The sequence below is a fragment of the Pseudarthrobacter albicanus genome (genome assembly GCF_018224015.1).
Taxonomy (GTDB): domain Bacteria; phylum Actinomycetota; class Actinomycetes; order Actinomycetales; family Micrococcaceae; genus Arthrobacter; species Arthrobacter albicanus.
In genome coordinates, this window is the sequence record NZ_JAGPOT010000036.1 from 20018 (window position 1) to 34988 (window position 14971).

The following is a 14971-nucleotide window of genomic DNA, read 5'->3' on the forward strand; positions in this document are numbered from 1 at the left end:
CCCCCTGAGACCAAAAATTCGTGTGTCCTGCGGTGGAGATTTCCGGTCCTCGAGCGGACAGAGGGTGAAATCTCATTTGATGCCCAAGTAGAAGGTAGCATCCCATGACGCCTGTTACCAAAGTGAATCAAGACGCTTTACTTACTGTTTATGTGGCGTCTACCTGCCCGAAACACAGCTCGCAGTTTTTGTGTCCAAAATCACATCCTTGACAGGCTGGACGCTGGGTGTGACAACCACTGTCGGTTCCGTGTGCTGGACAATCTTGCCGAAACTGAACTCCACCGTGCTGCTCTGACCCGGGGCCAACGAGACCGTCAGCGATCCGACCGGTCTGTTGCTGTGTCCATGTGCTGCAAAGTCGGTCTTCTGGCCGTCAACCATCGCGGTTTCCACGTTTGCCTGGACGGGGCCATAGGCAATGACGTTAGTCTGCACAGTGCCGGCGGGAACACCGAAGGAGCCGCCGCCGGTGACGTACGCGGGGAGTGATGTTGCGGCGTCTGCGGGGGCCGTGTTGGTGCTGGTGATGCGCACTTTGACCTCCCCGTACTCGTCCCCGGTGCACTCCTGCACGAGCTGTACGGTCCGCTTGACGTAGTAATCCATCTTGGCGCCGGTGCCGTCGTTGAAGTAGACGCCGAACTGGGCCGGGGAGACGCTGGGTCCGGCGATGGATCCGCTGAGGGGGTATTTCGCGATTACCGCCTGTTCTTGGGCATCTCCCGACCATAGAAGGACCCGGCCTTCCGACGTTCCGCGCGTGATGCCACTGATCAGGCCCTTGGCTTCGCCCTTTCCTGCGGACAGCGCTTTGAAGGTTTCCTGTGCCACTCCAGCGAAATAGGCGTCCTGCAGCTCGGGCTGTGCGATCTTCGCGTAGACATCGGAGAGCAGGGTCTGCACAACATTCTTGCCGCTAAGTTCGGTTGGCAAGCCGTTTTGAGTCAGAGCAACCAGCTCTGGGGCGGTGATCTTGACCGGCCCGGTGGCGTCCAGGACATAGCCCAGCGCCACCGGGTCCATGGAAATCACACCGTCCACGCGTTGTCCGGTCTTCTTTTCCCACATGGCTTGGGCAGTACTGGCTGCAGTGGGAAAGTCAGGGGTGAAGTTTACGTCGTGCATGTACTCGCCCAGGCGTGCCGAGTAAATCTGCTGCTGTTCCGCGTCGACGGGCAGCGCCGGCGAAAACAATCCAAGCTCACTGGCGCTGCTTTGCGTGCCCAAGGTGAGTTTGCCCTTGTCGAAAGTGAGCACTGCCAATGCCCCGGGGATGCCGCCCGACGCGCGAGCCTCGGCATTGTTCTGGATCATGAGAAGGTAGTTGCGCGGGCCCTCGGCCCCCAACATGGCAGGGGCTAGCTGGGATGCGTTGGCCGCGGCGTCCAGCGCTCCGGTCACGGCCCGTAACTGGGCACGGGCTTGAGTTAGCGGTTCCGCGACTTGGGGCAACAGGCCATTCGCATCGATGCTGTCCAGCCGGTCGGCGGAGACGCGCACAGCGTGGGCGGCGGCGGAAACGCTTGGGGCGGCCTTTTGAAGCGGGCCCAAGTCTGTTCCTGCGCTACTCGGCATCAGGCTGTCCCAGTAAAGGGAATCGAATACCTTCACCAGCGGCACGACGCCCAATGCAGAAACATCGTCGGCCGAGCGTGCCACTTCCGCCACGGCACTGAAGTTCGCGCCGATGCCCGGCACCGCTGACGCCAGCGTCCACAGCGGATCGTCTGCCGCTTCGCGGGCTGCAGCTGTGTGGGTGCGAAGCTGATCCGCAGTTGCACTGGCTTCCTGCGGCTTGTCGCCGGCAATATTCTCTTTGAGAACCGGGATGAGCTGCGTGGTGGCTTCCAGTTCGTTCTTGATGAGCGTGGCTCGCGAGCCGAGCCACGCCACCGTAGCAATGGCTAGGACCGCCATAGCGGTCAGCCACGAAGAAGCGATTACCCACCGACGGCGTCGCCCGCGCCGGTCCTTGGCTCGCGTGTCGCCAGACCTGGAGTGGCTTCTGTCTTCGGTCTCTAGGGCCTCGTCAATTTCAGTCATCGTCTACGGACGGCCCAGCCCACGGTAGGTCCATCCCGCGGCGCGCCATTTCGCGGCATCCAGCACATTGCGACCATCCAGAATGCGGAGTGAGCCCACCATTTCGGCTACTTCGTAGGGGTCGAGGTCGCGATACTGCTGCCATTCGGTGAGAAGCAGCACTGCATCGGCATTTGCAACGGCTTGGTCCAGATCAGCAACATACTGAAGTTCCGGAAATCGCTTGGCAGCGTTGGCTAAGGCCTTGGGATCCGTCACGGTGACCACGGCCCCCTGGAGCTGGAGCTGGGCGGCGATGCTGAGGGCAGGGGAGTCGCGGACGTCGTCGCTCTCCGGCTTGAAGGCAGCCCCAAGCACGGTGATCCTCTGACCGAGCAGCATGCCGCCGCAGAGCTCCCGTGTGAGTTCGACTACGCGGGAGCGGCGCCGCATATTGATGGCATCCACCTCCCGCAAGAACGTCAGCGCCTGATCGGCCCCGAGTTCGCCGGCACGGGCCATGAATGCGCGGATGTCCTTGGGCAGGCACCCTCCACCGAACCCGATGCCCGCGTTAAGGAACTTCCGGCCAATGCGGTCATCCATGCCTATTGCGTCAGCGAGCCTGGTGACGTCCGCGCCCGCAGCCTCGCAGACCTCCGCCATGGAGTTAATAAAGGAAATCTTCGTCGCCAGGAATGAATTCGCGGCCGCTTTGACGAGCTCGGCCGTCGGGTGGTCGGTCACCAGGCGCGGCGTACCGCCGGCCAGCGAGCCTGCATAGACTTCATCCAGGACGGCAACCGCGGGGTGATCCTCGGAGCCGTCAGCAACGCCGTAGACGAAGCGGTCCGGGCTCAGGGTGTCGGCAACGGCGTGGCCTTCGCGGAGAAACTCCGGATTCCAGACAAGGTGAGCAGTCGGCTCCTGTTCGGTGACCAGTCCAGCCAGCCGCGACGCCGTTCCGACAGGAACGGTCGACTTGCCCACAACGATGTTTCCAGGAGCGAGGTGAGGCAACAGGTCATGTGTGGCGGCGTTGACATACGTCATGTCGGCGCGGTTTTCGCCCTTCTTCTGCGGTGTACCCACACAGATAAAGTGGACGTCGCTGCCCGCAGCCGCGGCCATGTCCGTGGTGAAGGAAAGACGCCCGGTCAGCTGGACTTCGTCAAGGAGTGCTTCCAGACCGGGCTCGAAGAAGGGGGCCCGCGCCGCGGAGAGCTCGGCGATTTTCCGTTCATCCACGTCGATGCCCACCACTTCATGGCCTAGTTTTGCCATGCAGGCCGCGTGGACGGCACCCAGGTAGCCGCAGCCGATCACTGAAATACGCATGATGTTCCTTCCCCCGGAGGGCGCTAAAAGTTCTTGAGAATTTTGCTAGTAGGCGCCGGTGCTGTGGAACACGGCACGCACGGTCCGTAGCATGATCAAAAGGTCACCGGCGAGGGACCAGTTCTCCACGTAGTAGAGGTCAAGCCGCACCGAGTCCTGCCAGGACAGATTGGAGCGCCCGCTGACCTGCCACAGCCCGGTCAGCCCGGGCTTCACCAGAAGCCGACGCCGCACGTCGTGCTCGTAGGCTTCAACCTCCCTTGGCAGCGGCGGCCTCGGCCCCACGAGACTCATGGAACCGCCAAAGATATTGAACAGCTGCGGGAGTTCGTCCACGCTGTACCGACGCAGGATCCGGCCGGCCCGCGTCACCCGCGGATCGGCTTTCATCTTGAACAGCAGGCCGCTGCCCTCGTTACTATGAGCGAGGTCAGCGAGGCGTTCTTCAGCGTCCACCACCATGGACCGGAACTTGAGCATGCCGAAAGGGATGCCTCCCTTGCCCACCCGTTCCTGCCGGAAGAGAACAGGTCCGCGGCTATCTGCTTTGACGATCAGGGCGGTCAGTGCCATGAGCGGAGAGGCAAGGATGATAAGGATCCCGGACACCACGACGTCGAAGAGCCGCTTGGCGACGCGCTGGCCGCCTTCAAGCGTCGGAGTGGTCACGTGGATGAGCGGAAGACCGGCGACCTGCTGGGTGTGGATTCGGGGGCCGGCGATGTCGGTTAGCGCCGGAGCCATAATCAGGCCCACGTTTCTCGCAGCCAATTCCCACCCGAGGTGGCGGAGTATCTGGGGATGCAATTGCACACCCGCCGAAATGGCAACCGCGTCCGCGCTGCATCGCTCGATGGCTTCCAAAATCGACGTTGTTTCGGGTTTGAAGCCGAGTATTGGGAGGCCGGATTCTGCTTCAAACGGTGGTCCATCGTGAACGCCCGGAGTGTAAGCAGCCACCGGGAGGTAGCCTGCGTGTTTCACACGCACCAGGGACGAAGCCAAGTGAGCCACAGCGCCGGGGCCGCCCAGGAGCATCAGGCGGGACATGCTCCGTCCGTTCTGACGGTGGACGTTGAGGTGCTGCCGCAACAGCCAGCGGGCTGCCAGGAGGCCCAGAAGGCCGGCAGGCAAAGCGATGCCAACGTATCCGCGAGCTGTGTCCAACCGGAAGACGTAGGAGAAGATTGCCACCAGTCCGAACAGCCACAGTGAAGCGGCTGCCACGCGTTTGTACTCGTCCGGGCCTGCGCCCAGAATGCGGCTTTCTCGGCTGTCCCATGCGCCGAGCATGAACCACCATGTGATCACAAGCGTCGCGGATATCCAGGCGTAGCTGGTTTCCTGGCCGGCCACCAGAAAGCCCGGTTCGGCGCCGAAGCGAATTATGTAGGCACCCGTAACCGCCCAAGTGACGACGAAGGCGTCGACTATCCGCAATCTCCGGGATATGCTTGCCCGCCAGCCCCGGTCTAACGTCACCTGAATCCCCAATTTCATGTATCGGCCCCTGCAAATGTGCCGGCTTCCTAGCTGCGAATCTGCGCCAGATTGGATCGGTACCAGTCGACAGTGCCGTGGATTCCTTCTTCGAGGCTGATGGCAGCGGTCCATCCCGATTCGGTCAGCTTGGAGACGTCGAGCAGCTTGCGCGGAGTTCCGTCCGGCTTTGAAGCGTCCCACTCGATCTTGCCGGCATAGCCGACCGCCGAGGCCACCAGGGAGGCCAACTCCTTGATGGTGACGTCGGAGCCGGTGCCGACGTTTACCTGCGATGGCCCGTCATAGTGCTCCATGAGGTGGAGGCAGGCAGCGGCCATGTCATCGACATGCAGGAACTCCCGCATGGGAGAGCCTGATCCCCAGTTCGTCACGCTCGGGGCATCGGTTCTGGCGGCCTCGTCGTAACGCCGGATCAGGGCGGGGAGGACATGCGATCCCTCGGGAGAGAAGTTGTCGCCTGGGCCGTAGAGGTTCGTCGGCATGGCGGAGATCCACGGCAGGCCATACTGTCGCCGCACTGCTTGCACCTGCATGATGCCGGCGATTTTGGCTATGGCGTAGGCATCATTGGTCGGCTCCAGATGGCCTGTCAGCAGTGAGTCCTCACGGATCGGCTGCTCGGCGAACTTGGGGTAAATGCACGATGAGCCGAGGAACAGCAGCCGTTCAACGCCGTATTCGCGAGCCGCGTCCAGTACGTTGACCTGGATCCTGAGGTTGTCGCTGAGGAAGTCAACGGGATACGTGCTGTTGGCGAGGATGCCGCCCACCTTTGCGGCCGCAAGGACCACGTAACGCGGCCGGGTTGCTGCAAAAAAAGCGAAGACGTCTTCGCGGTTTTTCAGGTCGAGATCGGAGGAAGAGCGGCCTACGAGATTTGAGAATCCTGCTGCTTCGAGGTTGCGCCAGATGGCTGAACCGACCAGGCCGCGGTGCCCGGCAACGTAAAAAGTTGCGTCCCGATCTAGTTTGCCGGGCTGGAAATCAACGTCGGTCGACATCAGTTCTTCCAGCTTTCGAGATTGACGGTGTCGATCCAGTGGTTTCCGGCGTGCTTGAGGGCTTCGATGTCGGCGTCCACCATAATCCGGGCGAGCTCCGGGGTGTGGACCGAGGCCTTCCAGCCGAGTTTCTCCTGGGCCTTGGATGCGTCGCCTACGAGTGCGTCGACTTCCGTCGGGCGCAGGTAGCGCTCATCGAAGCGCACGTGGTTTTCCCAATTGAGTCCGGCGTGCTCAAAAGCGATCTGGAGGAAGTCGCGGACTGTGTAGTTTCCGCCGGTCGCCAGGACAAAGTCGTCGGGCTCGTCGGCCTGCAGCATGCGCCACATGCCTTCGACATATTCGGCGGCGTAGCCCCAGTCCCGCACCGCGTCGAGGTTGCCCATGTACAGCAGGTCCTGCTTGCCAGCCTTAATCGCAGCGACTGCGCGGGTGATCTTACGGGTGACAAAGGTCTCACCGCGACGGGGGGACTCGTGGTTGAACAGGATGCCGTTCACGGCGAACAGGCCGTAGGCCTCGCGGTAGTTCTTTGTGATCCAGTAGCTGTAGACCTTCGCGGCCCCATACGGAGAGCGCGGGTAGAACGGAGTGTCTTCGTTCTGCGGCGGGGGAGTGGCGCCGAACATTTCCGACGACGAAGCCTGGTAGAACTTCGTTTCAATCCCGGACATGCGCACGGCTTCCAAGAGCCTGATTGTGCCGAGTCCCGTGGTGTCGGCCGTGTGCTCTGGCTCATCAAACGAGACCCGTACGTGCGACTGAGCCGCGAGGTTGTAGACCTCATCGGGCTTGATCTCCGCCAGGAGAGTCACCAGCCGTGCACCGTCGCTGAGGTCGCCATAATGCAGGAACAGCTTCGCCTTAGGATCGTGCGGGTCAACGTAGAGGTGGTCTACGCGTGCCGTGTTGAAAGTCGAGGCCCGCCGGATCAGCCCATGAACCTCATATCCCTTCGAAACAAGAAGCTCGGCAAGGTACGAGCCGTCCTGTCCCGTGATCCCAGTAATAAGCGCGCGCTTGGTCATGTGTCCCCAAAAAGAATAGTTTCGAAGCAAAAAAGAGTCGCGCCACCTATCGGTTGCGCGTCGATGCCAGACTCGTAATGAAGCCATCATAGTGGCCAATGGCAGCGGCTTTGGACAATGTGTCATTCCGGAAGCGAAGCCCCCGCGCACCAAGGCTGGACGCGAGAGCGCTGTCACGCCCGAGAGCTTCTGCCGCGTCGACTAGGGCGGCTGGGTCGGCGGCGTCTACTCGGATCCCTCCGCCGGAAGTCAGCAACTCGGCAGCGGTCACGCTTCCCTCGTCTGTCGCAGCTATCACGGGGACTCCTGCGTTGAAATAGGACGTTAATTTACTCGGAACGGCCATATCTTTGACCCCCGGGCGTTCATTGACAAGCAGCACATTTGCGGCGGCCAGCGCACGCTGAAACTCTTCGCCTGGCAGAGGGTCAACGAAGCTGATGCTCTCGCATCCGGCGGCCAAAAGCTCCAAGTGTTTCCGCTGATTCCCGTCTCCCATGAGGACAAAGCGCACGTTGCTGCCACGATCGTCCGCAACTCTGGCCGCGTTGATAACGTTTTCGAGGCCCTGTTTCTTTCCCATGTTTCCGGCGTGGAGCACGACGATGTCATCGGGAGACCATCCGAGTTCCCGCCGCATGGCCGCCAGCCCGGTGGTCGGGGAGGCCGGCACATGCGTCCAATTTCGGATGACCATCACGTCTCCAGAGGGAACTCCGAGTGAGTGCACCAGGTAGCTCTCGAACCGATCGTGAATAGCAATCACGCCATCAGCGGAACGAAGGATCCATGACTCTATGGATCCCACAATCCGGCCAAGCTTGCCCCCACCCACGCCCGTCTCAACGATGCCGCGGCTGTAGATGTCCTGCACCCAAATGCCCACGGCGGGCCTGTTGGGGCGAAGACGCGCTCGCAGCACGGCAAGTCCGCTCGCGAAAAGCGCCGGGCTCACGAGCAAGACCACGTCCGGCTTCCCCCACCGGGCGAACATTAGACGCAGCCCGAAGCTCAGCTCCATGTGCATCCGTGCCAACGCCGTTGGGTTGCGCGGAACACGGTGCCTCAGTCGCTTCACAGCGACCCCGTTGATGGTTTCGCGGTGCATCCAGCCGCTGTACCCATCCCCGAGTTTCCATTCGGGATAGTGAGGGTATCCCGTGACGACGCGAACGGAATGACCGGCCGCAGCCAGACCCTCGGCAAGGCTCGCGGTGTAGGGTGCATTGCCTGTTGGTTCGGGCGAGTAGTTGAGGCCGAGAATAGTTATGCGCAATTTTGGTGGAGTCACAGGTGCAAGAATAGTCGGCAGGAAGCTGGTCATGATCTGATGGGCCGGGAAGTCGAACAGCAACGGGGGACACGTGCAGTCCAGCAAAGTAATAGATCTATCCCTTGCACCGGGCGAGCGGACAGCTTGGGGAAGACCTAAGGCGGTTGTCTACCTGTGGGCGGCCGCTGAGATCATTTTCGTCACTAACCCGTGGCAAGTCAGCTCGAAGCTGAGAGTCGCTGTGTTGCGTCTTTTCGGCGCCAAGATTGGCGAAGGAGTAATCTTTAGGCCGCGAACGAGAGTCAAGTTTCCATGGAAGTTGCAAGTGGGCGACGGCTCATGGATCGGCGAAGGCGTGTGGATCCACAATCAGGACATGCTCACGCTCGGTCACGATTCCGTAGTATCCCAAGAGGCGTTCATAACGACTGGCAGTCACGCCCACAGGCGTGACATGTCTTTGATTACGAAACCTGTGATGGTCGAGCCCGGCGCCTGGATTACTGCACGGTCCGTAGTGCTCGGGGGGACGTCCATCGGAAGGTCGGCGATACTGAGTCCCAACTCGGTGGCTGGACCAAACCAGATATTGGACCCTGCCGGCATATACACCGGAATTCCCGCGCGCAAATCCGGTGAACGATTCTAGAAGATTTCGTGGCCAAATCGATCTTATCCACAAAAAAGAGGGGGTGTGCGATGTCTATTCCAACGCCGATTGACGCAACGGTGATAATTCTGACGAAGAACGAAGAACGACATATTGCCCGGGCGGTAGCGAGCGTAGAAGAATTTCGAAACATTCTCGTCGTAGATTCTGGCAGTTCGGATCGAACCGTGGATATTGCCTCGAATAGTGGCGCAAGGATAGTTCAATTTGAATGGGACGGCAAATATCCGAAGAAGAAGGAATGGGCTCTGGAGTTCGTTGAGACGGACTGGGTGTTCTATCTCGACGCAGACGAGTTCTTCGACTCGGACGTAGTTGAAGACATACGCCGAGTTGTACTCGATCCCAGCGCGGTGGCTTTCGAGGTTCCTCTTAGATACTTCTGGGAAGGCCGAGAATTGCTGCATGGGCATCGGGTCATGAAGCGTATCGGCATGCGCAGGAGTCGTTGTTATTGGCCCCGTCCGGACGACCTTGGCGTTAAAAATATGTGGGAAGTGGAAGGCCACTACCAGCCTCAAGCACGCTCGGGAAAAGTGGTTCGTGGAGTGAATCCCATGGGTCACCAGGATGAGGATGGTCTTTACGACTATTTCGCGAGGCATAATCGCTACAGCGACTGGGAAGCGCACATGCTACATCGTGGCGAGCGAGTATCCGGAAATAGCAGGTCAAAACTGGGTAAATTGGCCGTGAATCTTCCGGCGAAGCCGTTGGTTTTCTTCGTTTACTCGTACTTGGCTCGCCGAGGGTTTCTCGACGGTAAGGCTGGACTGAATTATGCATTGGCCTTATCATTTTACTACTGGCAAATCGGCATGAAGGTCAGGGAGTTGGAGTTGTCGGGTGAAACCGGTGCTGAGTAGCATGGCAGCGCCGGGGCAACATCCTCAGCCAAAGAGACGGGCACGAAATGTGCTCTTTCTTGCAGTGTTGCCTTCATACAGATCTGAATGCATTGGGATTGTCTATGCCCAAATGGCTGACGATGTCGAGATTATCGTGAGCGATGCTCATCTCGATCCAAGTGTAAAGACTGGAGTGCCGGAGAAGTTTTATAGGTCAGTACCAATGATTCGTCTTTTCGGCCGACGAATGTTTTTGCAAGTAGCTCCCAGCATGTCGCCTCTTCTGGCAAAATCGGTCGTTGTCGACCTTAACCCCAGAAGTCTCTCTGCGTGGTTATTGCTTATCGGCAGACGCCTTTTGCATAAGCGCACTCTCGTATGGGGACACATATTTCCACAGGCTGGCCCTGCATCCAAGACTGCATTCCTTCGCCTGACAATGCGAAAGCTTTCGAACGGAACAATATCTTACACTTACACCGATCGGGTCAAAGCACTGCTTAATCTGCCCGGCTCTCCAGTCTGGGTAGCGCCAAATTCGCTTTACAAATTGTCAGACATGGAATCAATCCCCCATGAAACCGCAGAGAGATTTGAAGTTACTTATGTCGGCAGATTTGCCCCAGCCAAGAAGGTAGATCTTTTAGTCCGAGGCTTTGCCCTGGCTGCACGAACAAATCAATCAATTCGCCTGCGCCTTATAGGCGGTGGCGAAGAAGAAGGGAAACTGCGGGCACTAGTGGACGCCCTGGCAATCGCTGATCTAGTCAAATTCGATGGGTGGGTGGACGGTGCAGCAGCCCTCCGCATTGCCTACTCGACGTCGTTCTGCAGCGTATCACCGGGCTTCGCCGGTCTTGGCTTGACGCAGAGTCTTGGTTTTGGCATTCCCATGTTGGTGGCTGATGACGAGCAACATTCGCCGGAAATAGAGCTAGCCGACTCTGGAGGAGTTCGCTGGTTTGCTTCGAATTCTCCGGAATCGCTTGCTGAGTCAATTGAACATGCATGGCGAGGAAGCTCTTCTCTGCCCGACGAAGGGCTCGCGGTTTATACCAGAGAGCGTTATTCAGCCGAAGCCATGGCCGCCGGACTAGTTGCGGCGCTGGCGGGAACCCAGAATTATGTACCGACAATCTTGGATGAGCGAGACTGATGACATCAACTGGACGAGACAGCTTAAAGAAGAGTACTGGCGTGCCAAAAACCCTTGTGCGGTTTGTGCGATTCGTCAACCGAAAGCTGGCGGTCAATGAAAACGTAACCTATGGCGAAGGGCTTCGCGCTGGACGAGGTTCTGTGGTCAGCTCACCTCATGGGCTTCTTCTCGGACGAAATGTATCGATTGGCCCTCGGTCAATCATTCAAGTCGATGGTGAGATTGGGGACTTTGCACTGATTGGAATGGGTGTGCAAATTGTCGGCAGAGACGATCACGCCACCGATGAAGTCGGCGTACCCATTTCCCTGGCCACACGAGCGTCAGAGAGACCGGGGTCGGCGAGGGACCGAATCGAAATAGGTCGAGATGTGTGGATTGGTGCCTCGAGCGTAGTCCTCAGCGGGATCATCATCGGGGAGGGCGCCGTCGTAGCTGCTGGCAGCGTGGTGACAAAAGACGTGCCTGCGTATTCAATCGTGGGCGGAAACCCGGCGCGTATTTTGGGCGACCGATTCGATTCTGAGTCACAGCGTGCAGCCCACGCCAGTTGTCTCGACAGGCTGGCGTCCCATCCCACTGTTCGACTTACGTTGGCTGACACAACACACAGTCATCTCTAAAGGAGGACTCAGTATGTCCCCGGTTCCAGCCCGACGGGTGTTGGTCGTTGAACCGAACGCTACAGGTCACCGCCTGTATTATGTTCGGCTCATCGTCGAAGAAATCCTGGCACGTGGTCAAGTGGCTTTAGTGGCCACGGCTCCGAAGGCGGATTCGTCGCCGGAATGGAATCTTCATCTAAGTCATCTTGTCAGTCAGACAGAGTATCTGGCGAGCTCGGATTTCACACCGATGGGAATCGCGATCTTGGCCAACCGGCTTGATGTAGATCACGTTGTAGTTCCAGACGGCGATCCGGTTGCAATCGAAATCGGGCGACGAAGAGCTTGGCCGGCAAAGGCAAGCATCACGGTTCTGGTGATGCGAGAGCATGCACAGCCGTCGCGAATACCGGGCGTCGCTCGCTTGAAGGGAATTCTAAAGAACGGTTTATTGCGTTCGGCAAACACAGTCCAAGGTGTGACCGTCTGCATCCTGAAAAGTCCGCTGTGGGCTGGATATTCTTCGTTGCCCGTCGCTCTGGATCCCGTTACCCTGGCGGGGGACGCCGCGGAGAGACTTGACGCATCCAAGGCCTGGAATCTAGATTCTACTCGCTACTGGTTCGGCATCGTCGGGGCCATCACAGCCCGCAAGAATCTGCCGCTTGTTGCTGCGGCAATAGCAAGACTTCAAGGCGAAAACGTCGGTCTGGTTTTGGCCGGCAAGGTGTCGGACGATGTTCGAGCAACGATCCCCGAGATTCAAGAAATGCTGGCCCAGAGCGGGACGTCCTTCATTGTTGAAAACCGACTCCTCAGCGAACTGGAAATTGACTCTCTAATCGCGGCCCTTGATTGTGTGGTCCTTGCCCACTCCAACGAAGGTTCCAGCGGGATCATGGGAAAGGCCGCGATGAGCGGGACCCGAATTGCCGCGGCTGGGGCTCGATCTCTTAAATCAGATTGTCGAGCTGTTCCGCTCATGTCTGCCTGGGTCCCTCTGACCGAAGCAGACGTGTCGTACATGCTCGCACGCTCCAGTACTCTTGGTCGTCCTATTCCGATCGATGGAGTATCGAGCCGAGATTTTGCATCGGCATTGATATGAAACAGCAGATCGATGAAACATATCGGCCCCCTCGGGCCAGGCGCAAGAGCGTTGGATTCCAAGCGATCGCTTTGGCTGCGTCGACCGGGACCGCGCAGCTCGTGGTGGCCCTACTCTATATCTGGTCCGCAAGGAGCGCCGGTCCCGAGTCGTTCGGGGTGCTCGTTGCTTCAATAGGCATCGGCACGGCTGCAGTTGGGTTTCTTGATTTTGGTACGAATTCGTATTGGTCACGAGAGGTGGCCATAGGTCGGATGTCTCTCGACCTACTTGGTCGTAGGATAGCCAGTAAGATCGTCTTCGCCGCCATGTTGGCTACAGCTTGGGTGCTCATTTGCCTCTGGTTCATTCCAGGAACTTTCCTCTGGATCGCATCGCCGATTGCTTTTTCTTCGTTGCTTAATCAGTCCTTTCAGGTAAGTCTGAGAGGAATAGCACGGGGGGATCTGGTGTCCTTCTCGATTCTGTCTGATCGATTGGTAGCTCTATTGGCATTCGGCGCAATGGTCCTTGGTGGAGTTTCCATTATCGACTGTCTCTGGCTTAGTTTGACGCTAGGATCCCTGTGGGCCGCAGTGAGCGGATGGCTCCTGACTCCGGCTGGTGCTCGGCCCCTGCTACGACTGGACCTTACGACCAACCCATGGAAGTCAGCCGGACACTATGGATTGGCAAATGTGGCTTTCAGCGCGCAATCTCTAGACACGCCGATAATGACGGTATTCGGAGGGCCAACGGCCGCTGGCATTTACGCCGCGGTCGCGCGCTGGACTCAACCCATGGGAATGTTGGCGAATGCTTTTTCGTCGGCTGCTGCACCGCACATGGCACGCGCGACCACCGGCGTAGAAGCTTGGCACCATGTCAAGCGATCAATCTGGTTGCCCGCGGCGGCAATCCTGGCGTGCCTGTGCATAGCTGTCGCATCGCCGATTCTCGTGCTGCTACTGATCGGTGGGGCATATGGGGATTCCGCCGCGGTTCTCCAGATCCTGGCGTTGGGCACTATTCCTGCGATTGCAAACCAGCCTCTGTTTGTATTTCTCCAGGCGAGGGGCCTCGATAAGCCGGTTTCGTTTCTCGCAATGATCAATGTGGTCGTTCAGCTTGGTCTGGTTGCCATCCTATCTGCATATATGGGCGCCATAGGCGCCGCACTGGCTGCCGCAGTGTCGCAACTCGTGATGCTGGTTGGCCTAATCACTATCGTGGCAGTTAATCGCCATGGAATCGCGAAGAGGGGGAAAGTGTCGAGGCAACCTGCTAGAGCCCGCGAGATTCGGGTAGTGCAAGTCCTGCTTAGCCCCCGCATTGGCGGGGCTGAAGCGTTAGTGGCTTCCCTGAATACATGCTGGCAAGATTCTGCAGTTAGATCGTCTACCGTGTATCTGGATGAAACGACGTCGGCCCCGCGTGGTCGTTTCGAACGGATTATTCGTCTGGCGTTAGAACTCCGAAAGCGCCGCCCCGACGTGATCCTCGCCCACAGCGCCATACCAAACATCTATGCGCGCATCGCGGCTCCGCCTCGCACGCCTGTTGTCACGGTCCTCCACAGCGCCGGTGATGACTTCAAGGGTGTGAAAATGCGATTCGTGGAGTGGCTATTGAGCGCTAGAACCGCCTGTGTGGTCGCGGTTAGCCAAGGACAGAGAGAGAGGTATGGCGAACACTTCCCGCGGGCAAAACGAATCGTCGTCATTCCGAACGGCATAAGATCCGATATTCGGACTAGAACCAAGGCTTCCAAGCATCTAAAGTCGATGGCGACTATAGCTCGAGTGGCCACTCAAAAGAATCCAGTTCTTTGGACGGAGGTGGCCAGTCGCCTTTCACAACAAGGATCAACTCTGGAAATGACTTGGTGGGGACCTGTAACGAGCGAGCCCGGACTCCAGACGCTGGTGGAGAGTTTCCGTTCCACCCGATCCGCCGGCAGATTCGCTGGCCCCACTGACGATCCGGGAACGGTGCTTGAGATGTCCGACGCCTTGTTCCACCCGGCAGATAGGGAGGCGCACAGCATCGGCATACTCGAGGCGGCTGCTGCTGGCCTTCCGATTTTGTGTTCCACCGCGGTAGCGGCGACCCTCCCGTCGAATATTGTCGCGTTGCCATTCGAAAAAGGAAATGCGGAATCGGCACTTCGCTCGATTAACGAGCTTGGAGACCGATGGTCGGACTTGTCGAACCAAGCCATTTCGGCTGCAATCGGAGTAAAAGAAATGTTTTCCATCAAAAACTGCGCCGACGAATACGTAAAGCTAATTCATGAGGTGCTGCGACACTAGCACCAGGGCTCCGGTCATGGTGGGGTGATGGGTTTTCGGGTTCGTTGAGTTTCCGGTGTTTTTGATGGCTGGAGGGCTGTTAATCTGATCCGCTCTGTGAGAAAATAGATTTGTGCTGATTT

At 58.6% G+C, this 14971-nt stretch carries 11 protein-coding genes; 5 read left to right on the forward strand and 6 right to left on the reverse strand.

The window, feature by feature from the left end; all coding sequences use genetic code 11:
• Positions 1–159 precede the first annotated feature (159 nt).
• From J9611_RS09935 to J9611_RS09960, 6 genes are all read right to left on the reverse strand, one after another.
• Positions 160–1896, reverse strand: a complete 1737-nt coding sequence (locus J9611_RS09935) for a DUF4012 domain-containing protein (RefSeq protein WP_307857069.1) — start codon at positions 1894–1896, stop codon at positions 160–162.
• 153 nt (positions 1897–2049) lie between these two features.
• Entirely contained in the window at positions 2050–3363 is a 1314-nt protein-coding gene (locus tag J9611_RS09940) for a UDP-glucose dehydrogenase family protein (protein WP_211879761.1), read from the reverse strand.
• 45 nt (positions 3364–3408) lie between these two features.
• A complete protein-coding gene (locus J9611_RS09945; RefSeq protein WP_504741949.1) occupies positions 3409–4977 on the reverse strand; it encodes a sugar transferase in 1569 nt (522 codons plus the stop codon).
• Positions 4893–5867 carry a GDP-L-fucose synthase family protein gene (locus J9611_RS09950; RefSeq protein WP_211879762.1) on the reverse strand — a complete coding sequence of 325 codons (975 nt, stop codon included), beginning with the start codon at positions 5865–5867 and terminating at the stop codon, positions 4893–4895. The genes J9611_RS09945 and J9611_RS09950 overlap by 85 nt, the downstream gene beginning before the upstream one ends.
• Entirely contained in the window at positions 5867–6895 is a 1029-nt protein-coding gene (gene gmd, locus J9611_RS09955; RefSeq protein ID WP_211879763.1) for a GDP-mannose 4,6-dehydratase, read from the reverse strand. Before gmd ends, J9611_RS09950 begins: the two co-directional genes overlap by 1 nt.
• A 46-nt stretch (positions 6896–6941) precedes the next feature.
• Positions 6942–8249, reverse strand: a complete 1308-nt coding sequence (locus tag J9611_RS09960) for a glycosyltransferase (RefSeq protein WP_246527622.1) — start codon at positions 8247–8249, stop codon at positions 6942–6944.
• Between the two features lie 576 nt (positions 8250–8825).
• Here J9611_RS09960 and J9611_RS09965 point away from each other — a divergent pair.
• From J9611_RS09965 to J9611_RS09985, 5 genes are all read left to right on the forward strand, one after another.
• Positions 8826–9704 (forward strand): glycosyltransferase family 2 protein, encoded by an 879-nt coding sequence (locus J9611_RS09965; RefSeq protein ID WP_211879765.1) that lies wholly within the window; start codon positions 8826–8828, stop codon positions 9702–9704.
• Positions 9705–9816: 112 nt separating this feature from the next.
• Positions 9817–10842, forward strand: a complete 1026-nt coding sequence (locus J9611_RS09970; RefSeq protein WP_211879766.1) for a glycosyltransferase — start codon at positions 9817–9819, stop codon at positions 10840–10842.
• A 248-nt stretch (positions 10843–11090) separates the two neighbouring features.
• Positions 11091–11468: a DapH/DapD/GlmU-related protein gene (locus J9611_RS21830; RefSeq protein WP_246527625.1), complete on the forward strand. Its 378-nt coding sequence runs from the start codon at positions 11091–11093 to the stop codon at positions 11466–11468.
• A 13-nt stretch (positions 11469–11481) separates the two neighbouring features.
• A complete protein-coding gene (locus tag J9611_RS09980; RefSeq protein ID WP_211879768.1) occupies positions 11482–12558 on the forward strand; it encodes a glycosyltransferase family protein in 1077 nt (358 codons plus the stop codon).
• Complete coding sequence (locus J9611_RS09985) at positions 12555–14849, forward strand: glycosyltransferase (RefSeq protein ID WP_211879769.1); 2295 nt, start codon at positions 12555–12557, stop codon at positions 14847–14849. Before J9611_RS09980 ends, J9611_RS09985 begins: the two co-directional genes overlap by 4 nt.
• Positions 14850–14971 lie beyond the last annotated feature (122 nt).